This window comes from Geodermatophilus sp. SYSU D00758 (assembly GCF_054049955.1).
This window is the reverse complement of the sequence record NZ_JBJGYK010000020.1, coordinates 55,015-73,283: the sequence shown is the minus strand read 5'-3', so window position 1 is coordinate 73,283 and position 18,269 is coordinate 55,015. Positions and strand designations below refer to the sequence as shown.

Sequence of the window (18,269 nt, the reverse complement as noted above, 5' to 3'; positions counted from 1 at the left end):
GCCCTCAGTCGGCGAAGGCCTCGGCGATCAGCCGCTTCTGCTCGACGTCGTGCACCTTGGCCGAGCCGACGGCCGGGCTGGCCGAGGCCTTGCGGCTGACCCGGCGCAGGCGCCGCCCGGAGGGCAGGTGCTCGGGCAGGTTGACGGCCATGAACTGCCAGGCGCCCATGTTCGCCGGCTCCTCCTGCACCCAGACCACGTCGGAGGCGTTCGGGTAGCGCTCGAGCGCCGCGACGATCTGCTCGGCCGGCAGCGGGTAGAGCTGCTCCACCCGGACGACCGCGGTGTCGGCGGTGCCGTCGGCCTCGCGCTGGGCGAACAGGTCGTAGGCGACCTTGCCGCTGCAGAGCAGGACCCTGCGCACGGCGGCGTCGTCCAGCGGTTCCCCGCCCACCCCCGGGTCGGGTAGGACCGGCCGGAACGACTCGTCGGTGAAGTCCGCGACCGGGCTGACCGCCGCCTTGGCGCGCAGCAGGGACTTGGGCGTGAACACGACCAGCGGCCGGTGCACCGAGGACAGCCCCTGGCGGCGCAGCAGGTGGAAGTAGTTGCCCGGCGTCGAGCAGTTGGCGACCGTCATGTTGTTCTCGGCGCACAGCTGCAGGAAGCGCTCGATCCGCCCGCTGGAGTGGTCGGGCCCCTGCCCCTCCAGGCCGTGCGGCAGCAGGAGGACGACCCCGGAGCGCTGCCCCCACTTGGCCTCGCCGGAGCTGATGAACTCGTCGATCACCATCTGCGCCCCGTCGACGAAGTCGCCGAACTGGGCCTCCCACAGCACCAGCGCCTTCGGGTTGGCCACCGAGTAGCCGTACTCGAAGCCCAGCGCGGCGTACTCGCTGAGCAGCGAGTCGTAGACGAAGAACTTCGCCTGGTCGTCGGACAGGTGGGCCAGCGGGGTGTACTCGCGGCCGGTCTCCCGGTCGATGAGGACCGAGTGCCGCTGCACGAAGGTGCCGCGGCGGGAGTCCTGCCCGGCCAGGCGGACCGGGACCCCCTGCACGAGCAGCGACCCGAAGGCCAGCAGCTCGCCCATCGCCCAGTCGATGCCGCCCTCGCTCACCATCGCGGCGCGCCGCTCGAGCATCCGCTTGAGCTTCGGGTGGACGGTGAAGTCCTCCGGCAGCGAGACGTGCGCGTCGCCGACGGCCTTGAGCACCTCGGTGCTGATCGCGGTGGCGACCGGCTCCTCGACGGCGGGCTGGTCCATGACCGGCTCCGGCTGCGGGGTCTCCTTCGAGTCGTGCGTCTCGGCGAAGGCCCGCTCCAGCTGGCCGCGGTAGTCCTTCAGCGCCTCCTCGGCCTCGGCCAGGGTGATGTCGCCCCGGCCGATGAGCGCCTCGGTGTAGAGCTTCCGGACCGATCGCTTGCGGTCGATGATGTCGTACATCAGCGGCTGGGTCATCGACGGGTCGTCGCCCTCGTTGTGCCCGCGCCGGCGGTAGCAGACCAGGTCGATGACGACGTCCTTGCGGAACGCCTGCCGGTAGTCGACGGCCAGCCGGGCCACCCGGACGCAGGCCTCGGGGTCGTCGCCGTTCACGTGGAAGACCGGGGCCCCGATCATCCGGGCCACGTCGGTCGAGTAGAGGCTGGACCGGGCGGCGGCCGGCGAGGTGGTGAAGCCGACCTGGTTGTTGATGACGACGTGCACCGTTCCGCCGGTGCGGTAGCCGCGCAGCTGGGAGAGGTTGAGCGTCTCCGCGACGACGCCCTGCCCGGCGAACGCGGAGTCGCCGTGCAGCAGGACCGGGAGCACGGTGAAGCCGCTCTCGCCCTTGTCGATCATGTCCTGCTTGGCCCGCGCGATGCCCTCGAGCACCGGGTTGACCGTCTCGAGGTGCGAGGGGTTGCTGGCCAGGGAGACCGCGATCGACCTGTCCTGGGCGAACGGGTTCTGGAAGGTGCCCTCGGCGCCGAGGTGGTACTTGACGTCGCCGGAGCCCTGCACCGTGCCCGGGTCGATGTTGCCCTCGAACTCGCCGAAGATCTTCGCGTAGCTCTTGCCGAGGACGTTGGCCAGGACGTTGAGCCGGCCGCGGTGCGCCATGCCGATGGCGATCTCGTCCAGGCCGTACTCGGTGCCGGCGATCAGCACCTCGTCCAGCAGCGGGATCACCGACTCCCCGCCCTCGAGGCTGAACCGCTTCTGCCCGACGTACTTGGTCTGCAGGAAGGTCTCGAAGGCCTCCGCGGCGTTGAGCCGGCCGAGGACGTGCTTCTGCTTCTCCGGGTCGGGCTGCTCGTGCTTGACCTCGACCCGCTGCTGGAGCCACTCGCGCTCCTCGGGGTCGGTGATGTGCATGTACTCCACGCCGACGGTGCGGCAGTAGGAGTTGCGCAGGACGCCGAGGAGGTCGCGCAGGGCCATGAGCCGCTCGCCGGCGAATCCGCCGACGGGGAACTCGCGGTCGAGGTCCCACAGCGTGAGGCCGTGCTGGAGGATGTCGAGGTCCGGGTGGCTGCGGACCTTGAACTCCAGCGGGTCGGTGTCGGCCATCAGGTGGCCGTTGCGCCGGTAGGCCTCGATGACCTCGATGACCCGGGCTTCCTTGTCGATCTCGCCCTCGCGGCTGACCCGCACGTCCGGCATCCAGCGCACCGGCTCGTAGGGGATCCGCAGCGAGCGGAAGACCTCGTCGTAGAAGCCGTCCTGGCCCAGCAGCAGCTGGTGCAGTCGGCGGAGGAAGTCGCCGGACTCGGCGCCCTGGATGATCCGGTGGTCGTAGGTCGAGGTCAGCGTGATGATCTTGCTGACCGCCATGTCGGTGAGCGCCTGCGGGCTCATCCCCTGGAACTCGGCGGGGTACTCCATCGCCCCCACGCCGATGATCGCGCCCTGGCCGGCGGTGAGCCGCGGCACCGAGTGGTTGGTCCCGATCGTCCCGGGGTTGGTCAGGCTGATCGTGGTGCCCGAGAAGTCCTCGAGGGTGAGCTTGTTGTTCCGGGCGCGCCGGATGATGTCCTCGTAGGCCGCCCAGAACTGGGCGAAGTCCATCCGCTCCGCCGCCTTGATGGAGGCGACGACGAGCGACCGGGAGCCGTCGGCCTTCGGCAGGTCGATGGCCAGCCCGAAGTTGACGTGCTCCGGCTGCACCAGGGTCGGCTTCCCGTCGACCTCGGCGTAGGCGTTGTTCATGTTCGGGAAGTCGTCGAGGGCCCGGACCAGCGCGTAGCCGATCAGGTGGGTGAACGAGACCTTCCCGCCCCGCGCGCGGGCGAGGTGGTTGTTGACGACGATGCGGTTGTCGGCCAGCAGCTTGGCCGGCACCGCCCGCACGCTGGTCGCCGTCGGGACGGTCAGCGAGGCGTTCATGTTCTTGACGACGCTGGCCGCGGCCCCGCGCAGCGGGGTCCGCTTCGGGCCCTCGCCGTCGGTGGCGGCGGGCCTGGCGGCGGTGGGCTCGTCGGCGGCGGGCTTCGCGGCGGCGGGCTTGGCGGTGGCGGGCTTCGCGGCGGCGGGCTTGGCGGTGGCGGGCTTCTCGGCGGCCGGCGCGGGAGCGGAGGGCTTCTCGGCGGCGGCCTTCCCGGCGGGCTTCGCGGGGGCCGGCTTCTCGGCGGCGGCCTTGCCGGCGGCGGGCCCCTCGGCGGGCTTCGCGGCGGCCGGCTGCCCGGCCTGCCCCGCCGGCGCACCCTGCTGCGGGCCGGCCGGCGCCTCCTGGCGGGCGCCGGAGCGCTGGCGGTCGTCGGTGGCGCCCACCGGGCTGCCCGGGCGGTAGTCGGCGAAGAACTCGTGCCAGGCCTGGTCCACGCTGGACGGGTCGGCCTGGTACTGCTGGTACATCTCCTCGACCAGCCACTCGTTGGTGCCGAAGCCCGCCACCGCGGACGACGAGGATGTGGTGGACGGCCGGGGTGAGCTGGAGCTTGACACGGGGTCGAGTGCCTCTTCGTCGTCGTGGACGGGTCTGGACCGGGGGCCGAGTCTACGCCCGACCTCCCCGGTCCGAGCCCGGGCACGCGCGGTTCCGCCCCGGTCGGGGGTCAGTCCGTGGCGCCCCGGGCGACGAGGAGCTCGGCGACGGCGTCGTGCCCGCCGGCCCGCCCCGCGTCGTCCCGCCGGTTGCGCGCGGCGGCCACCCGGCTGATGTCCAGGGCGCTGGCCCCGTCGCTGGTGGTGGCGTTGACGTCGGCCCCGGCGTCGAGCAGGGCGCGGACGACGTCCGGGGCGGCGCCGTCCGCACCTCCCTCCACGGCCCGGTGCAGGGCCGAGCGGCCGCTGTCGGGGTCCCGGCGGTTGACGTCGGCACCGGCGTCCAGCAGCAGCCGGACCACCTCCAGGTGGCCTCCGCCGGCCGCGGCGTGCAGCGCGCCGCCGTCGGGGGCGGCGCCGCGGTCCAGGAGGGTGCGCGCCGTTCCGGCGGCCCCGCCGGCCGCCGCCCAGGTGAGCAGGTCGACGCCGGTCACCGGGTCGGCCAGGGGTGCCCCGGCGTCGAGCTCGGCGGTCAGCCGGTCGACGTCGTCCAGGTACGCGGCGCTCGGCGCGTCGACCGGCGCGCCGAGCTCGCGGAGCACCGCGACGAGGTCCGGGGCGAACTCGAGCGCCGTGTGCAGGGGGGTGCGGTCGTGCTCGGTCCGGGCGCCGAGGTCCGCCCCCGCGCCGGCCAGCAGGCGCACGATCTCGGCCCGGCCCTCGGCGACGGCCAGGTGCAGCGGCGTCCAGCCGCCCTGGCCGTCGCGCTCGACGGTGGTGGTGAGGAGGCGGGGCGACTCGCCGATCGCGGTGCGGACGGAGTCGGTGTCGCCGTCCGCGACGAGCCGGGCGAGCCGCTGGGCGGTCATCCGGGTGGTCATGGGCATCACGGTTCCGGTCGGGGGTGGGTGCCGCGGGCGGCGGCCCCGTCGGGGGCGCCGCCCCGGGCTCGCGGGCGTGGGGCGGACGGGAGCCGCCTGCGGGCGCGTGCCGCGAGCGTGCGCGTGGGGTCCTCTCCTCAGACCACGTCGCGGCGCACGGCGAGCAGGGTGCCGAGCAGGGCTGCCAGCAGACCGTATCCGAGCAGCAGCAGCCCCCCTTGCCAGGGCTCCAGGAGGTCCGGGCCCTCGAAGGTGGCCGTCAGGGCCTCCAGCGCGCCCCCCGGCATCCACTTGTACGCCCCGGACGTGGCCGGGATCGACCGGATGATCGGCTCGATGACGAACAGGTAGACCAGGCCACCGACGATGGCGCCCACCTGGTTGCGCAGCAGGGCCCCGAGCCCCACGCCGATGACGGCGTAGATCACCAGCGCGAGGCCGCTGCTGGCGAGGATGCGCAGGTTGTCCCCGGTCAGCGGCGGCGCGTCGCCGCGGGCGCCCGCGTAGACGGCCACCACCGCGTAGTTCACGGCCAGCACGAGGAGGGCGAAGGGGACCGCCACCAGGGCGTAGCCGACCAGCTTGGCGACGACCACGCGGCCGCGCCGGGGGGTGGTGAGGAAGGTGGGCGTCGCCGTCCGGTGCCGGTACTCCTGCGTCATCCCGATGATCCCGAGGATCAGGAACAGCACGGTCACGTTCGCCGCCGTGGCGAGGATGAGCTCCTCGTACTGCTCCGTGCCCACCGGCGGCAGCCCGCTCTCCGGGTCGCCGGCGAAGGAGGTGAACAGGACGGCGAAGCCGGCCACCATGACGCAGGCACCGAGCAGCAGCCCGATCCAGACGCGGGTGGTGAACAGCTTGGTCCACTCGGCGCGGACGAGCGCGGTCATCGCGCGGCTCCCGGGGTGGTCGGGCCGGCGGGCTCGGTGTCCGGCGACGGGCCCGGCGACGGGGCCGGCGACGTGGCGGCGAACTGCTCCTGGCCGGCGGTGAGGCGGAAGTAGAGGTCCTCGAGGCCACTGCTCTCGGCGCGCAGCTCGTGCAGCTCCAGCTGCGCGGCGAACGCCCGGGCCCCGACGTCGGCCGGGGTGGTGCCGCGCACGGTCACCAGGCCGTCGTCCCCGCGGGTGGCGGCCAGGCCCGCGGACGCCAGGACGGCGGCCAGCCGGTCGGCCTCGGGGCTGCGGGCGAGCACGGTGCCGGGGCCCTGGGCGCCGGCCCGCAGCTCGGCGATGGAGCCCTCGCGGACCAGCCGGCCGGCGCCGACGATGACGACCCGGTCGGCGGTGTGCTCCATCTCCGAGAGCAGGTGGCTGGAGACCAGCACCGTGCGCCCCTCGTCGTGGGCCAGGTGCCGGATGAAGCCGCGCAGCCACTGGATGCCCTCGGGGTCCAGGCCGTTGGCCGGCTCGTCGAGCACGAGGACCGGCGGGTCGCCGAGCAGCGCGGTCGCCAGCGCCAGCCGCTGCCGCATGCCCAGCGAGTAGCCGCCGGCGCGGCGGCCGCCGGCGTCGGCGAGGCCGACCTGGGTGAGCGTCTCGTCGGCGCGGGACAGGGGCAGGCCGGCGGCGCGGCAGTAGACGCGCAGGTGGTTGCGGCCGGACCGGGCGGGGTGGAAGGCGGTCTCCAGGACCGCGCCGACCGTGCGCACCGGGGCGGGCAGGTCGGCGTAGCGGGCCCCGTCGAAGGTCGCGGTGCCGGAGTCGGGCTGCTCGAGCCCGAGCACCATGCGCATCGTCGTGGTCTTCCCGGCACCGTTGGGCCCGAGGAACCCGGTCACCGACCCGGGCTCCACGGTGAAGGTGAGGTCGTCGACGGCGCGGACGGCGCCGAAGGTCTTGGTGAGGCCCGTGACCTCGACCCGCACGGGGTCGCGGTGGGCCGTGCTGCCGGGGCGGATGGCCGTCTCCTCGGTCGTGGTCGGTCGGCGGGACCTTCCTAGCGCAGCGGGGCCCCTGACCGGGAGCCCCGGGGCCCGACGTCCGGGCCGGGGTGGGGAGGGACACACCCGGGGCGGCGTCCCGGTAGGTTGGCCGGCCGTGAGCGCCTACCGCACCGTGGTCGTCGGCACCGACGGGTCCGCCTCGTCGCTGCGCGCGGTGCACCGGGCCGGTGCCCTGGCCGGCGCGGTCGGTGCGCGGCTCGTCGTCGCCTGCGCCTACCGGCCGCCGCGGGTGGACCAGGACGAGGACCGCCCGGCGCAGGAGGTGCTCGGCGAGGCCGTCCACGAGGTCGTGGGCCTGGGGCCGGCGGAGGGCCGGGTGCGCACGACCGTGGCGGAGGCGCGCGAGGCCGGCGCGACCGACGTGCACCCCGTCGCCACGATCGGTTCCCCGGTCGAGACCCTGCTCGACCTGGCGGGCCGGGAGCGGGCCGGCCTGCTGGTCGTGGGTGACCGGGGGCTGCGCGGCCTGCGGGGCCGGGTGCTGGGCTCGGTGCCGGCCGAGCTCACCCGCCGCTCGCCGGTCGACGTCCTGGTCGTCCACACCACCGGGTGACCGGGCCCGGGGACGCCGCGGGCGCGCCGGAGGCCCGCGAGCTCCTGGAACGACTGCTCCTGGGCGGCCCGCGCCGCTACACCCGCGGGCAGGTCGCGGAGATGGCGGGCATGGAGCCGCGGCGGACGCAGCGCCTCTGGCGGGCCCTGGGGTTCCCCGACGCGCCCGACGACGCGCTGGTCTTCACCGACGCCGACGTGCAGGCGCTCGGCCTGCTCTCGGCGCTCATCGACGCGGGGTTCGTCGACGAGGCGACCGAGGCCTCCATCGCCCGTGCCATGGCGCAGTCGCTGGCCCGGCTGGCGGACTGGCAGACCGACATGCTCGGCGAGGTGCTGAGCCGGGACGCCGACCCGCCCGGCCGGGTGGACCCCGACCGGGCCGCGGAGAGCACCCGCCGGCTGCTGCCCCTGCTGCGGGCGGTGCAGGACTACGTGTGGCGCCGGCACCTGGCCGCCAACGCCGAGCGGCTGTTCGGCGCCGCCGGGGCCGGCGACATCCGCGAGCTCGCCGTCGGCTTCGCCGACCTGGTCGGGTACACCACCCGCAGCCGCGGGATGGGCGGCCGCGAGCTCGGCGAGATGATCGAGGACTTCGAGGCCACCGCGGCCGAGGTCATCGCCCGCCGCTCCGGCCGCGTGGTCAAGACGGTGGGGGACGGCGTCCTCTACACCGCCGCCTCGCCGGTCGACGCCGTGGAGATCGGGCTGGAGCTGCCGGTCGCGTGGCGGACCGCGCAGCGGCCGCCGCTGCGGGTCGGGGCGGCCTACGGGCGGGTGCTGACCCACCTCGGCGACGTCTACTCGCCGGTGGTCAACCTGGCCAGCCGGCTGACCACGATCGCGCGGCCGGGGACCCTGCTCGTGGACCGGGAGCTGGCCGGCCGGCTGCGCGGGCTGCCCCGGTTCCGGGTGCGCCCGCTCAACCGGGTGTCGGTGCGCGGCTACGAGGACCTCCAGCCGTGGCTGGTGCGCCTCCGCCCAGCCGGCGGGGAGGACCTGGCGGTCGAGACGATGCTGGACGAGATGGCCGACGACGTGCTCGGCGAGCACCCGGACGGGCCCGACCGGCCGTGACCCGGATCTCGTTCGCCCCGGACGGGGCCGACCCGGCACCCTGGGCGGCATGAGCGCCACCCTCGTCGCCCGCGGGCTCGCTGCCGGGCACGGCGCCCGGGTGCTGTTCTCCGACCTCGACCTGGTGGTCGCCCCGGGCGACGTGGTGGGGCTCGTCGGGGTCAACGGGGCGGGCAAGTCCACGCTGCTGCGGACCCTGGCCGGTGAGCTGCCGGTGCAGTCCGGCACCGTGGCGGTCACGCCGCCGACGGCGACCCTCGGCTACCTGCCGCAGGAGGCCGAGCGCCGGCCGGGGGAGAGCGTCCGCGCGGCGCTGGCCCGCCGGACCGGCGTCACCGCCGCCCAGGCCGCGCTGGACGCCGCGACCGAGGCCCTGGCGGCCGGCCGGCCGGGTGCCGACGACGAGTACACCGCGGCGCTGGAGCGCTGGCTGGCCCTCGGCGGGGCCGACCTCGACGAGCGCATCGCGCAGGTGGTGGCCGAGGTCGCGCCCGGGGTCGACCCGGCGGCGGGCACGGCCGGGCTCTCGGGGGGCCAGGCCGCCCGCGTCGGCCTGGCCGCGCTGCTGCTGTCCCGCTACGACGTGCTGCTGCTGGACGAGCCGACCAACGACCTGGACCTGGCCGGGCTCGCCCAGCTCGAGCGCTTCGTCACCGGGTCGCGGGCCGGCATCGTCGTGGTCAGCCACGACCGCGAGTTCCTGGCCCGCACGGTGACGCGGGTCGTCGAGCTGGACCTGCCCCAGCAGCTGGTGCGGGTGCACGACGGCGGCTACGAGGCGTACCTGACCGAGCGGGAGGTCGCGCGCCGGCACGCGCGGGAGGAGTACGAGCAGTACGCCGAGACCCGGGCGGACCTCGAGGCCCGGGCGCGCATGCAGCGCAACTGGATGGCCAAGGGCGTGCGCGACGCGGTCAAGAAGCAGCGGGACCCCGACAAGTTCATCAAGGCGCACAACCGGTCCTCGGCGGAGAAGCAGGCGGCGAAGGCGCGGCAGACCGAGCGCCGGATCGAGCGGCTGGAGGTCGTCGAGGAGCCGCGCAAGGAGTGGGAGCTGCGGATGCAGATCGCCGCCGCACCCCGGGCCGGCGCGGTCGTGGCCACCCTCTCCGGTGCGGTCGTGCGGCGCGGCGGGTTCACCCTCGGCCCGGTCGACCTGCAGGTGGACTGGGGTGACCGGGTGGCGATCACCGGCCCCAACGGCGCGGGCAAGACCACCCTGCTGGCCGCGCTGCTCGGCCGGGTCCCCCTCGACGCGGGGCGCGGCTCGCTGGGGCCCTCGGTCCGGGTGGGGGAGATCGACCAGGCCCGCGCGGCCTTCGTGGGCTCCGAGTCGCTGCTGGACGCCTTCTCCGCGGAGGTGCCCGACCGGCCGACCGGCGAGGTCCGCACCCTGCTGGCCAAGTACGGGCTGACCGCCGAGCACGTGCTGCGGGCGGCGGACACGCTCTCGCCGGGGGAGCGCACCCGGGCGGGGCTGGCGCTGCTGCAGGCGCGCGGGGTCAACGTGCTCGTCCTCGACGAGCCGACCAACCACCTCGACCTGCCCGCCATCGAGCAGCTCGAGCAGGCGCTGGCCGGCTACCGGGGGACGCTGCTGCTGGTCACCCACGACCGCCGGATGCTCGCCGCCGTGGACACCACCCGCCGCCTGGCGGTGGCCGGCGGGCAGGTCACCGAGGGCTGAGGGTCAGCGGGCCGCCGGCACGGTCGGCTCGAGGACCCCGGCCACCGCGTACTCGGCGAGGGTGGCCAGCTCGGCGGCGCTCGCCCCGGCCGACGCCAGCGCCGGCAGCAGGTGCACCTCGATGACGGTCCCGGGCGAGGCGGCCAGCCAGCGCAGCGCGGCGACCGTCGAGCGGCCGGCGGGGGGCGGCGTGCCCGGGCCCCGGTAGCGGACGGCGACCGGGCACACGGCCGCCCCGGTGGCCGGCGCCGCGACCAGCAGCGCAGGGGAGAACCGGCCGAGCCCGCCGTCCGCCGTCCGCTCCTCCGGTCGGACGACCACCGACGTCCCGGCGTGCAGCGCCGCGGCGACCCGGGCCGCGACCGCCGGGACCGCCGGGAGGCCGACGCCGGCCAGCCGGTCCGGCGACCCGGCCACCGCCGCCGAGGGCACGGCGGTCAGCAGGGCGAGGGGGTCCAGCGCCGACACGCTGTTGGCCACCAGCAGCAGGCCGGTGCCGCCCCGCGGCCAGGCCACCGCGGGGGCGCGCACCTCGACGCGCAGCCCGAGCCCGGTGAGCACCCGGGCGGCGCCGCACACGGAGCGCCGGCGGCTGCTGCCGACGGGCGGGCGCAGCCTCCCGGCGGCGACGGTGGCGCCGACGCGCAGCCAGCGGCCGGACGGGGGTGCGGTCACGGTGCCTCCCGGGACGCTCGGCGGACCCGGGACGGGCCCGCGTGCCCCTGAGGGTGGCGCGCCGAGGTGACCGCGCGGTGACCTTCAGGCGGCAGCCGGCGGTCGGTCCGGGGGCGCGCTCAGGTCGGCTCCTCCCCGAGGGCCTCCGGGAGGCCCACCGCGCTCATCCCGGCCCAGGTGTCCCCGACGTGGTGCGCGAGGACCATCAGGTCGCGCAGGTGCCCGTCGCGGTCGCGGATGTGGTCGACCAGCAGCGCCTCGCCGGTGAACCCCAGGTCGGTGAAGAGCGCCAGGGCCGCGCCCTGCTCGGCGACCACCTCCACCACCAGCTTGGTGAGCCCGGCCTCGACCGCCTGGACCAGCGCGTGCCGGGCCAGCGTCCGCCCCAGCCCGCTGCCGCGGGACCCGGGGGCCACCACCAGCCGGACCTCCCCGACGTGGTCGGACCAGCCGGGCAGGCGCAGCACCGCGACGTACCCGGTCACGACGTCACCGGTGCCCCCGCCGTCCTCGACGGTGATCCAGCGGCGGGTCCCGGGCGTGCCCCCGGCCGCCCAGCCCCGCACCACGTCGGCGTCGGTGACGTCGTCGCGGATGAACGTCCGGTCGCCCTCGGGCAGGTCGGCGAAGAAGCGCAGCAGCGCGTCGCAGTGCTCGGGGGTCAGGTCGACGACGTCAGCCACGCGTGTCCTCCCCGGTGCCACCCACCGGCTCGCTGCGCCGCTGGAGGAAGTCGATGATCGTCGGGACCGTGGTCCGGGCGGCGGTCCGGCCGACCACGAGGCCCATGTGCCCGGCCGGCAGCCGCAGCTCGTGCTTGTCGGTGGAGCCGACCAGGTCGATCAGGGGGGCGGTCGCCTCCGGCGGCACGATGTGGTCGCGGTCGGCCCGCACGGTGAGGAAGGGCATCCGGATGTCCTTCAGGTGCACCCGGTCGCCGCCGACGCTGAGCCGGTCGGTGACCATGCCGTTGTCGCGCACCAGCATCCGCACGGTCTCCTCCGCGGCCGCGCCGGGGAAGGGCACGTGGTCGTCGGCCCAGCCGGTCATGGCCTGGTAGCCGGCGACGTACCGGTCGTCCCAGAGCTTCTCCCACAGGGTCACGTAGCGGGTCACCTCGGCGGTCGGGGTGAGCGCGCGGAAACCCTGGACGACGACGCGGGGCGGCACGTTGCCGTCGGCGTCGAGCACGTCCCGGACCTCCAGGCCGCCCACGCGGAACAGGTCGGCCAGCGGCCCCATCCGGCGGAAGTCGACCGGGGTGGCCAGGACGGTGAGGCTGCGCACCGGGGTGTCGGGGTGGTGCGCGGCGTGCAGCAGCGCGAGATCCCCGCCGAAGCAGTAGCCGAACAGGGTGACCTCGTCGGCGCCGGTGACCTCGAGCACCCGGTCGATGCCCGCCGGGATGTAGTCGTCGACGTAGTCCTCGAGGGTGTTGGCCGCGTCCCGCGCGTCCGGCTCCCCCCAGTCGAGCATCCAGACGTCGAAGCCGGCCGAGAGCAGCTGCTCGACGAAGCTGTTGCCCCGGGCCAGGTCGAGGACGTAGCTGCGGCTGACCAGGCTGAAGACGATGAGCAGCGGCGGGGACCACCGGACACCGCCGTGGACCTCGGGGTCGTTGCGGTAGCGCCACAGCTGCGTGCGGCCGCGCTGCCAGACGACGTCCTTGGGGGTGGTGCCGACCTGGGGCCGGTCGACGCCGCCGACGAGCTTGAGGCCGTTACGTGCGCGGAGGGCGTTGCGCTCCACGTCGCGCCGGACGCGGTCGAGGACCGTCTGCGGGGTGGGCAGGGTGGGCATCGGACTCCTCGCGGGTGCGGGCTCGCTGGGCCTCGAGCTGCAGGGTCAGCCGCCGGACCTCCCGGTCCAGGGCGCCGACCTGCGCGCGCAGGCGGTGGACGTCGGTGCCGGCCGGCAGGTTGAGCAGGTGCCAGGCGCGGGTGCTGGCACCGCGCGCCGAGGCGAGGGCCAGGGTGGTGGCCCGGCGGAGCAGCGCGGCGCCGACGGCGAAGGTCTCGGTGCGGACGAACTCCTCGGCGCGCGGGGTGACCCGGCGCTCGGCGGCGTCGAACGCCTGCCGCCACAGCGGTGGCCGGGGGTCGGACATGGCTCCTCCCGGGGCTCGGGACGGGTGCTGGCGGGCGGGTGGTCCGGGGTGGTGGGTCGGCTCAGGTGAAGGCGCTCACCCCGGTGATGTCCCGGCCCACGATGAGCGTCTGCACCGTCTCGGTGCCCTCGAAGGTGTGGATGGCCTCGATGTCGGCCATGTGCCGGATGACGTGGTTCTGCAGCAGGATCCCGTTGCCGCCGAGCAGGTCGCGCGCCTCGGCGAGGATCTCGCGCGCCGTCCGGGTGTTGTGCATCTTGGCCAGCCCGGCGACGGTCGGCGACAGCCGCCCGGCCTCGGCCAGCCGGCCGATCTGCATGCAGTAGAGCTGCATGCCGGTGAGCGCGGCGAGCATGCGCACGAGGCGTTCCTGGACGATCTGGAAGCCCGCGAGGGGCTTGCCGAACTGCCGGCGCTCCTTGGCGTAGGTCAGGGCGGCCTCGTACCCGGCCGTCGCGTGGCCCAGGGCCATCCAGGCGCAGGCGCTGCGGGTGGTGGCCAGCACCCGGCCGGTGTCGGCGAAGCTGTGCGCCTCCTGCAGCCGGTTCTCCTCGGGCACCCGGACCCCGCGCAGCTCGATGTCGGCCTGCCACACCGAGCGCAGCGACATCTTGCCGGTGATGACCGAGGCCTCGTACCCCTCGGCCGGGGTCTCGACGACGAAGCCCTTGACCTGGCCGTCGGCCTCGTCGCGCGCCCACACGACCACGAGGTCGGCCAGCGTGCCGTTGCCGATCCAGCGCTTGGCGCCGTCGAGGACCCAGGTGTCGCCCTCGCGGCGGGCGGAGGTCTCCAGCGCGACGGAGTCCGAGCCGTGGTGCGGCTCGGTGAGGGCGAACGCGCCGATCCTGTCCAGCGTCGCCATCGCCGGCAGCCAGCGGGCCTTCTGCTCCTCCGAGCCGCACATGTCGATCGACTGCATCGCCAGCCCGGCGTGCACGCCGAGGAAGGTGCCCAGGCTGCCGTCGCCGCGGTGCAGCTCCATGTGCACCAGCCCGGCGGCCATGGGGCTCATCTCGGCCGAGCCGTAGCCCTTGATGCTCTCGCCGACGATCCCCAGCTCCGGCAGCCGGCGGATCAGCGGCCACGCCACCTCGGCGCGCTCCCAGTAGTCACCGGCGACGGGGACCACCTCGGCGTCGACGAAGCGGCGGACGGCGATGAACCGCTCCCACTGCTCGTCGGTGAACTGCTCGCGCACCGAGAAGAAGTCGGTGCCCAGCGCCTCGCCCAGGTGGCTGGTGTCCACGTGCTGCGTGGTCTGCGGGGGAGCCGGCGGTGTCATCGTGCGACCTCCGAGGGGATCTCGACGGCGCGGCGCAGGATCTTCCCGGTCGGCCCCTTGGGCAGGGACTCGACCAGCCAGACGTGCCGCGGGTACTTGTAGGCGGCCACCCGTTCCTTCACCCAGGCGCGCAGCTCGTCGGCGTCGGCCTGCTGCCCGGGCTTGAGGGCCACCGCGGCGGCGACCTCCTCGCCCAGCTCGGGGTGCGGGACGCCGACGCACGCGGCCTCGCCCACCGCCGGGTGCTCGTAGAGGGCCTCCTCGATCTCCCGCGGGTACACGTTGTAGCCGCCGCGGATGATCATCTCCTTCTTGCGGTCGACGATGGCGAAGTAGCCGTCCTCGTCCTGCCGCGCGAGGTCGCCGGTGCGGAACCAGCCGTCCGGGATGGCCTTGGCGGTCTCCTCCGGCTTGCCCCAGTAGCCCCGCATGACGTTCTCGCCGCGGATGGCGATCTCACCGACCTCGCCGGACGGGACGTCGCGGCCCGCGTCGTCCACCAGGCGCATCTCCACCCCGCGGATCGGCGTCCCGATCGTCCCGGGCTTGCGCTCGGCGTGCAGCTGGTTGAACGACGCCACCGGTGAGGTCTCCGACAGCCCGTAGCCCTCCAGGACGACGCAGCCGAAGGCCTCCTCGAAGCCGCGCATGACCTCGACCGGCATGGCGGACCCGCCGGAGACGCACAGCCGCAGGCTGGAGACGTCGTGGCGGTCCCGGTCGGGGGAGTGCAGCATCGCGGCGAACATCGTCGGCACGCCCTCGAAGACGGTGACCCGGTCGCGCTCGATGACCTGCAGCGCCTTCGCGCCGTCGAAGCGGGGGACGAGGGTGAGGCAGGAGCCGGCCAGCACCGAGGCGTTGAGCCCGCAGGTGAGGCCGAAGACGTGGAACAGCGGCAGGCAGCCCATCACCACGTCGTCCGGGGTGAGCTCGACGAGCTCGACGCCCCCCGTGCGGCAGTTGCTGCGCAGGTTGGCGTGGGTCAGCTCGGCGCCCTTGGGCGGCCCGGTGGTCCCCGAGGTGTAGAGGATGACCGCGGCGTCCTGGTCGTCGCGCGGCTCGGGGTCGCGCTGCCCGGACCCGCCCAGCGACGCGCCGGCGTCGACGGGGCCGACGGTCACCGCGTCGACGCCCACGGCGGCCGCCGCCTCGGTCGCCGCGTCGGCGATGGCGTCCAGGGCCACGACCAGCCGGGCGCCCGAGTCGCGCAGGAAGTACTCGACCTCGCGCGCCTTGAGCAGCGGGTTCATCGGGACGACGGCGGCGCCGGCCATCAGGGCGCCGTAGAACACGACCGGGAAGCTGAGCACGTTGGGCAGCACCATGCCCACCCGGTCGCCGGGCCGCACGCCCCGCGCCCGCAGGCCCGCGGCCACGCCGCCGGCGGCGTCGCGGAACCCGTCGTAGGTCAGGACGGCGTCGTCCATGCGGAGCGCGGCCCGGTCGCCGTGCTCCGCGGTCGTGTCGACGAGGTGCTGTGCGAGGTTCACCGCGGGGTCTCCCTCGGCCGGGGACGGGACCCGGCCCCTACCCGGGCGGACCGTGGTCTACCCCACACCCCGGCCGTTCTCGTTCCGGATTCCCGGAGTGGCGCGCCGGCCCCGCCCGGGACAGGCTCGCGGAGGACCACGGCGACGAACAGGAGCGGCATGAGCGACAGGACGATCCTCGACATGTTCCGGCTGGACGGTCGGGTGGCGATCGTGACCGGTGCGTCCTCGGGGCTGGGCGCGGTGTTCGCCCGGGCCCTCGCGGAGGCCGGCTGCGACGTGGCGCTCGGCGCGCGCCGCGAGGACCGGCTGGCCGGCACGAGGGCGGCGGTCGAGGCGGCCGGCCGGCGGGCGCTCACGGTGCGCACCGACGTCTCCCGGCCCGAGGACTGCCAGGCGCTCGTGGACGCGACGATGGCCGAGTTCGGGAAGGTCGACGTCCTGGTCAACAACGCCGGGGTGGGCACGGCCGTGCCGGCCACCCGCGAGAGCCCCGAGCAGTTCCGCCAGGTCATCGATGTGAACCTCAACGGCTGCTACTGGATGGCCCAGGCCTGCGGGCGGGTGATGCAGCCGGGCAGCTCCATCGTGAACATCTCCAGCATCCTGGGGCTGACCACGGCCGGGCTGCCGCAGGCCGCCTACGCCGCCAGCAAGGCCGGGCTCATCGGGCTGACCCGGGACCTCGCCCAGCAGTGGACCGGCCGCAAGGGCATCCGGGTCAACGCCCTCGCGCCGGGGTTCTTCGAGTCCGAGATGACCGACCAGTACCCGGAGGGCTACATCGAGGGCCAGCTGTCCCGCGTGCTGGTGGGCCGCAAGGGCGACCCCGACGAGCTCGCCGCGGCGCTGGTCTTCCTCGTCAGCGACGCCGGCGGCTACGTCACCGGGACCACGCTGCCGGTCGAGGGCGGCATGCTCACCAGCTGAGCAGCGACGGGGCCGCACGGGGCTCCGCGGACACCTGCCAGCGCACCCGGTACCGGTCCCCGGTCACCGCGGGCCCGGCCGGTCCGCCCCCTCCCGGGTCGGCTCCCGCGGCACGGACGACGGCCTGGTGCTCGACCTCACCCGAGCCGAGGCCGCCACGTCCCGGGCCGGTGCCGCGGGGACGACCCCGTCCACCCCCGCCTCGCGGAGGGGCGCCGCCGGCGGGGCGGGTGCGCCGGCCTCACCCGATCAGGATCCCGGCGATCGCGGCACTCATCAGGTTCCCCAGCGTTCCGCACAGCACCGCGCGCAACCCCAGCGAGGCGATGACCGGGCGCTGGGCGGGGGCCAGGCTGCCGAGCCCGCCGAGCAGGATCGCCAGCGAGCCGAGGTTCGCGAAACCCGTGAGCGCGAAGGTGATCACGGCCTGGGCCTTGGTCGAGAACGTCCCGGCGTCGGGCCCGAAGTCGCTGAACGCGACGAACTCGTTGAGGATCACCTTCTGCCCCAGGTAGCTGCCCGCCGCGACGGCCTCGTCCCACGGCACCCCGACGACGAACATCACCGGGGCGAACACGTACCCGAGCACCTGCTGGAAGGTCAGGTCCTCGGCGCCGAAGAGCCCGCCCACCGCGCCCAGGACCAGGTTGAGCAGTGCGATCAGCGAGATGAAGGCGATGAGCATCGCCCCGACGTTGAGGGCGAGCCGCAGCCCGTCCGAGGCCCCCTGCGCGGCGGCGTCGATCACGTTCCGGTGGACGACCTCGTCCTCGGTCGTGCCGTCCCCCGCAGCTCTGCCCGAGGCGGTCGCGCCTCCCGCCGCCCGCGCGCGCCGGGCGTCCCCCGCGGTGCCGCCGCCGACCGGCCCGTCGTCGTCCCGCCGGCTCGCCCCGTCGAGCGCGTCCACGCCGGGCGCGCGGTCGGCGCCGTCGACCGCACCCCCGGACCGGGGCAGCGGCGCCGACTCCTCCTCGGTGCTCGGCCCGCGGTCCCGGTCCGCCGGGACGACGATCTTGGCCATCATCAGCGCGGCCGGGGCCGCCATGAAGCTCGCCGCGATCAGGTACCGCAGCTCGGCCCCGAGGAGGGAGTAGCCGACCAGCACGGAGCCGGCGACGGTGGTCAGCCCGCCCACCATCACCGCGAACAGCTCCGAGCGGTTCATCCGCGCCAGGTACGGGCGGATCACCAGCGGCGCCTCGGTCTGCCCGACGAAGATGTTCGCCGCGGCGTTCATCGACTCCGGGCGGGTCGTCCCGAGCACCCACGCCAGGCCGCCGCCGACGACCCGCACGACCCGCTGCAGGATCCCGAGGTGGTAGAGCACCGCGGTCAGGGCGGCGAAGAAGATGATCACCGGCAGGACCTGGAAGGCGAAGACGAGCCCCTCCTCCGGCAGCGCCGGGCCGAAGACGAAGGCGATGCCCTCGCTGGAGGAGTCGATGACCGCCTGGACCGCCCGGCTCGCGCCCTCCAGCACGGCCTGGCCGGCGTCCCAGAACAGGACCACCACGGCGAACACCACCTGGATGGCCAGCGCACCGAGGACGGTCCGCCAGCGGATCGCCGTCCGGTCCGTCGAGAAGGCGACCGCCACGGCGAGCAGGGCGACCATCCCGCCGAGACCCCAGAGAACACCGACCATGGGGCACTATGGCAGTGCGTCACCGGCGCGGGACGTCGCCACGAGCACCGTGGAGCACGGAGGGTGACGCCGACGGGCT

At 75.0% G+C, this 18,269-nt stretch carries 15 protein-coding genes; 4 read left to right on the top strand and 11 right to left on the bottom strand.

Annotated elements, in window-relative coordinates:
* Positions 1-4 precede the first annotated feature (4 nt).
* The 4 genes from ACI8AC_RS15940 to ACI8AC_RS15925 all read right to left on the bottom strand — a co-directional run bounded on the left by ACI8AC_RS15940 (position 5) and on the right by ACI8AC_RS15925 (position 6,661).
* Positions 5-3,820 (bottom strand): multifunctional oxoglutarate decarboxylase/oxoglutarate dehydrogenase thiamine pyrophosphate-binding subunit/dihydrolipoyllysine-residue succinyltransferase subunit, encoded by a 3,816-nt coding sequence (locus ACI8AC_RS15940; protein WP_456898774.1) that lies wholly within the window; start codon positions 3,818-3,820, stop codon positions 5-7.
* Between the two features lie 161 nt (positions 3,821-3,981).
* Complete coding sequence (locus tag ACI8AC_RS15935; protein ID WP_456898773.1) at positions 3,982-4,791, bottom strand: ankyrin repeat domain-containing protein; 810 nt, start codon at positions 4,789-4,791, stop codon at positions 3,982-3,984.
* Between the two features lie 137 nt (positions 4,792-4,928).
* The gene (locus ACI8AC_RS15930) at positions 4,929-5,684 is read right to left on the bottom strand and encodes an ABC transporter permease (RefSeq protein ID WP_456898772.1); all 756 of its coding nucleotides are present in this window, start codon (positions 5,682-5,684) and stop codon (positions 4,929-4,931) included.
* A complete protein-coding gene (locus tag ACI8AC_RS15925; RefSeq protein WP_456898771.1) occupies positions 5,681-6,661 on the bottom strand; it encodes an ABC transporter ATP-binding protein in 981 nt (326 codons plus the stop codon). The genes ACI8AC_RS15930 and ACI8AC_RS15925 overlap by 4 nt, the downstream gene beginning before the upstream one ends.
* Before the next feature lie 172 nt (positions 6,662-6,833).
* Between ACI8AC_RS15925 and ACI8AC_RS15920 the strand changes: the two genes are divergently transcribed.
* From ACI8AC_RS15920 to ACI8AC_RS15910, 3 genes are read left to right on the top strand one after another with little or no spacing between them, the layout of a single operon-like run.
* Positions 6,834-7,292, top strand: coding sequence for a universal stress protein (locus ACI8AC_RS15920; RefSeq protein ID WP_456898770.1), 459 nt, complete (start codon positions 6,834-6,836; stop codon positions 7,290-7,292).
* Positions 7,289-8,368, top strand: a complete 1,080-nt coding sequence (locus ACI8AC_RS15915) for an adenylate/guanylate cyclase domain-containing protein (RefSeq protein ID WP_456898769.1) — start codon at positions 7,289-7,291, stop codon at positions 8,366-8,368. Before ACI8AC_RS15920 ends, ACI8AC_RS15915 begins: the two co-directional genes overlap by 4 nt.
* Positions 8,369-8,417: 49 nt before the next feature.
* Complete coding sequence (locus tag ACI8AC_RS15910; RefSeq protein ID WP_456898768.1) at positions 8,418-10,055, top strand: ABC-F family ATP-binding cassette domain-containing protein; 1,638 nt, start codon at positions 8,418-8,420, stop codon at positions 10,053-10,055.
* A 3-nt stretch (positions 10,056-10,058) separates the two neighbouring features.
* Here the strand turns inward: ACI8AC_RS15910 and ACI8AC_RS15905 are convergent, their stop codons facing one another.
* The 6 genes from ACI8AC_RS15905 to ACI8AC_RS15880 all read right to left on the bottom strand — a co-directional run bounded on the left by ACI8AC_RS15905 (position 10,059) and on the right by ACI8AC_RS15880 (position 15,615).
* Positions 10,059-10,730 (bottom strand): hypothetical protein, encoded by a 672-nt coding sequence (locus tag ACI8AC_RS15905; RefSeq protein WP_456898767.1) that lies wholly within the window; start codon positions 10,728-10,730, stop codon positions 10,059-10,061.
* A 119-nt stretch (positions 10,731-10,849) separates the two neighbouring features.
* Positions 10,850-11,413, bottom strand: coding sequence for an N-acetyltransferase family protein (locus ACI8AC_RS15900; protein WP_456898766.1), 564 nt, complete (start codon positions 11,411-11,413; stop codon positions 10,850-10,852).
* Positions 11,406-12,530, bottom strand: a complete 1,125-nt coding sequence (locus ACI8AC_RS15895) for an alpha/beta fold hydrolase (protein WP_456898765.1) — start codon at positions 12,528-12,530, stop codon at positions 11,406-11,408. Before ACI8AC_RS15895 ends, ACI8AC_RS15900 begins: the two co-directional genes overlap by 8 nt.
* Positions 12,451-12,837 (bottom strand): hypothetical protein, encoded by a 387-nt coding sequence (locus tag ACI8AC_RS15890; protein ID WP_456898764.1) that lies wholly within the window; start codon positions 12,835-12,837, stop codon positions 12,451-12,453. Before ACI8AC_RS15890 ends, ACI8AC_RS15895 begins: the two co-directional genes overlap by 80 nt.
* A 61-nt stretch (positions 12,838-12,898) precedes the next feature.
* Positions 12,899-14,122, bottom strand: coding sequence for an acyl-CoA dehydrogenase family protein (locus ACI8AC_RS15885; protein ID WP_456898763.1), 1,224 nt, complete (start codon positions 14,120-14,122; stop codon positions 12,899-12,901).
* On the bottom strand, positions 14,119-15,615 hold the full coding sequence (locus tag ACI8AC_RS15880; protein WP_456898762.1) for a long-chain-fatty-acid--CoA ligase: 1,497 nt from the start codon (positions 15,613-15,615) through the stop codon (positions 14,119-14,121). Before ACI8AC_RS15880 ends, ACI8AC_RS15885 begins: the two co-directional genes overlap by 4 nt.
* Before the next feature lie 159 nt (positions 15,616-15,774).
* Here ACI8AC_RS15880 and ACI8AC_RS15875 point away from each other — a divergent pair, with 159 nt between their 5' ends.
* Complete coding sequence (locus ACI8AC_RS15875; protein WP_456898761.1) at positions 15,775-16,545, top strand: SDR family NAD(P)-dependent oxidoreductase; 771 nt, start codon at positions 15,775-15,777, stop codon at positions 16,543-16,545.
* Between the two features lie 241 nt (positions 16,546-16,786).
* Here the strand turns inward: ACI8AC_RS15875 and ACI8AC_RS15870 are convergent, their stop codons facing one another.
* Positions 16,787-18,190, bottom strand: coding sequence for a NupC/NupG family nucleoside CNT transporter (locus ACI8AC_RS15870; RefSeq protein WP_456898760.1), 1,404 nt, complete (start codon positions 18,188-18,190; stop codon positions 16,787-16,789).
* Positions 18,191-18,269 lie beyond the last annotated feature (79 nt).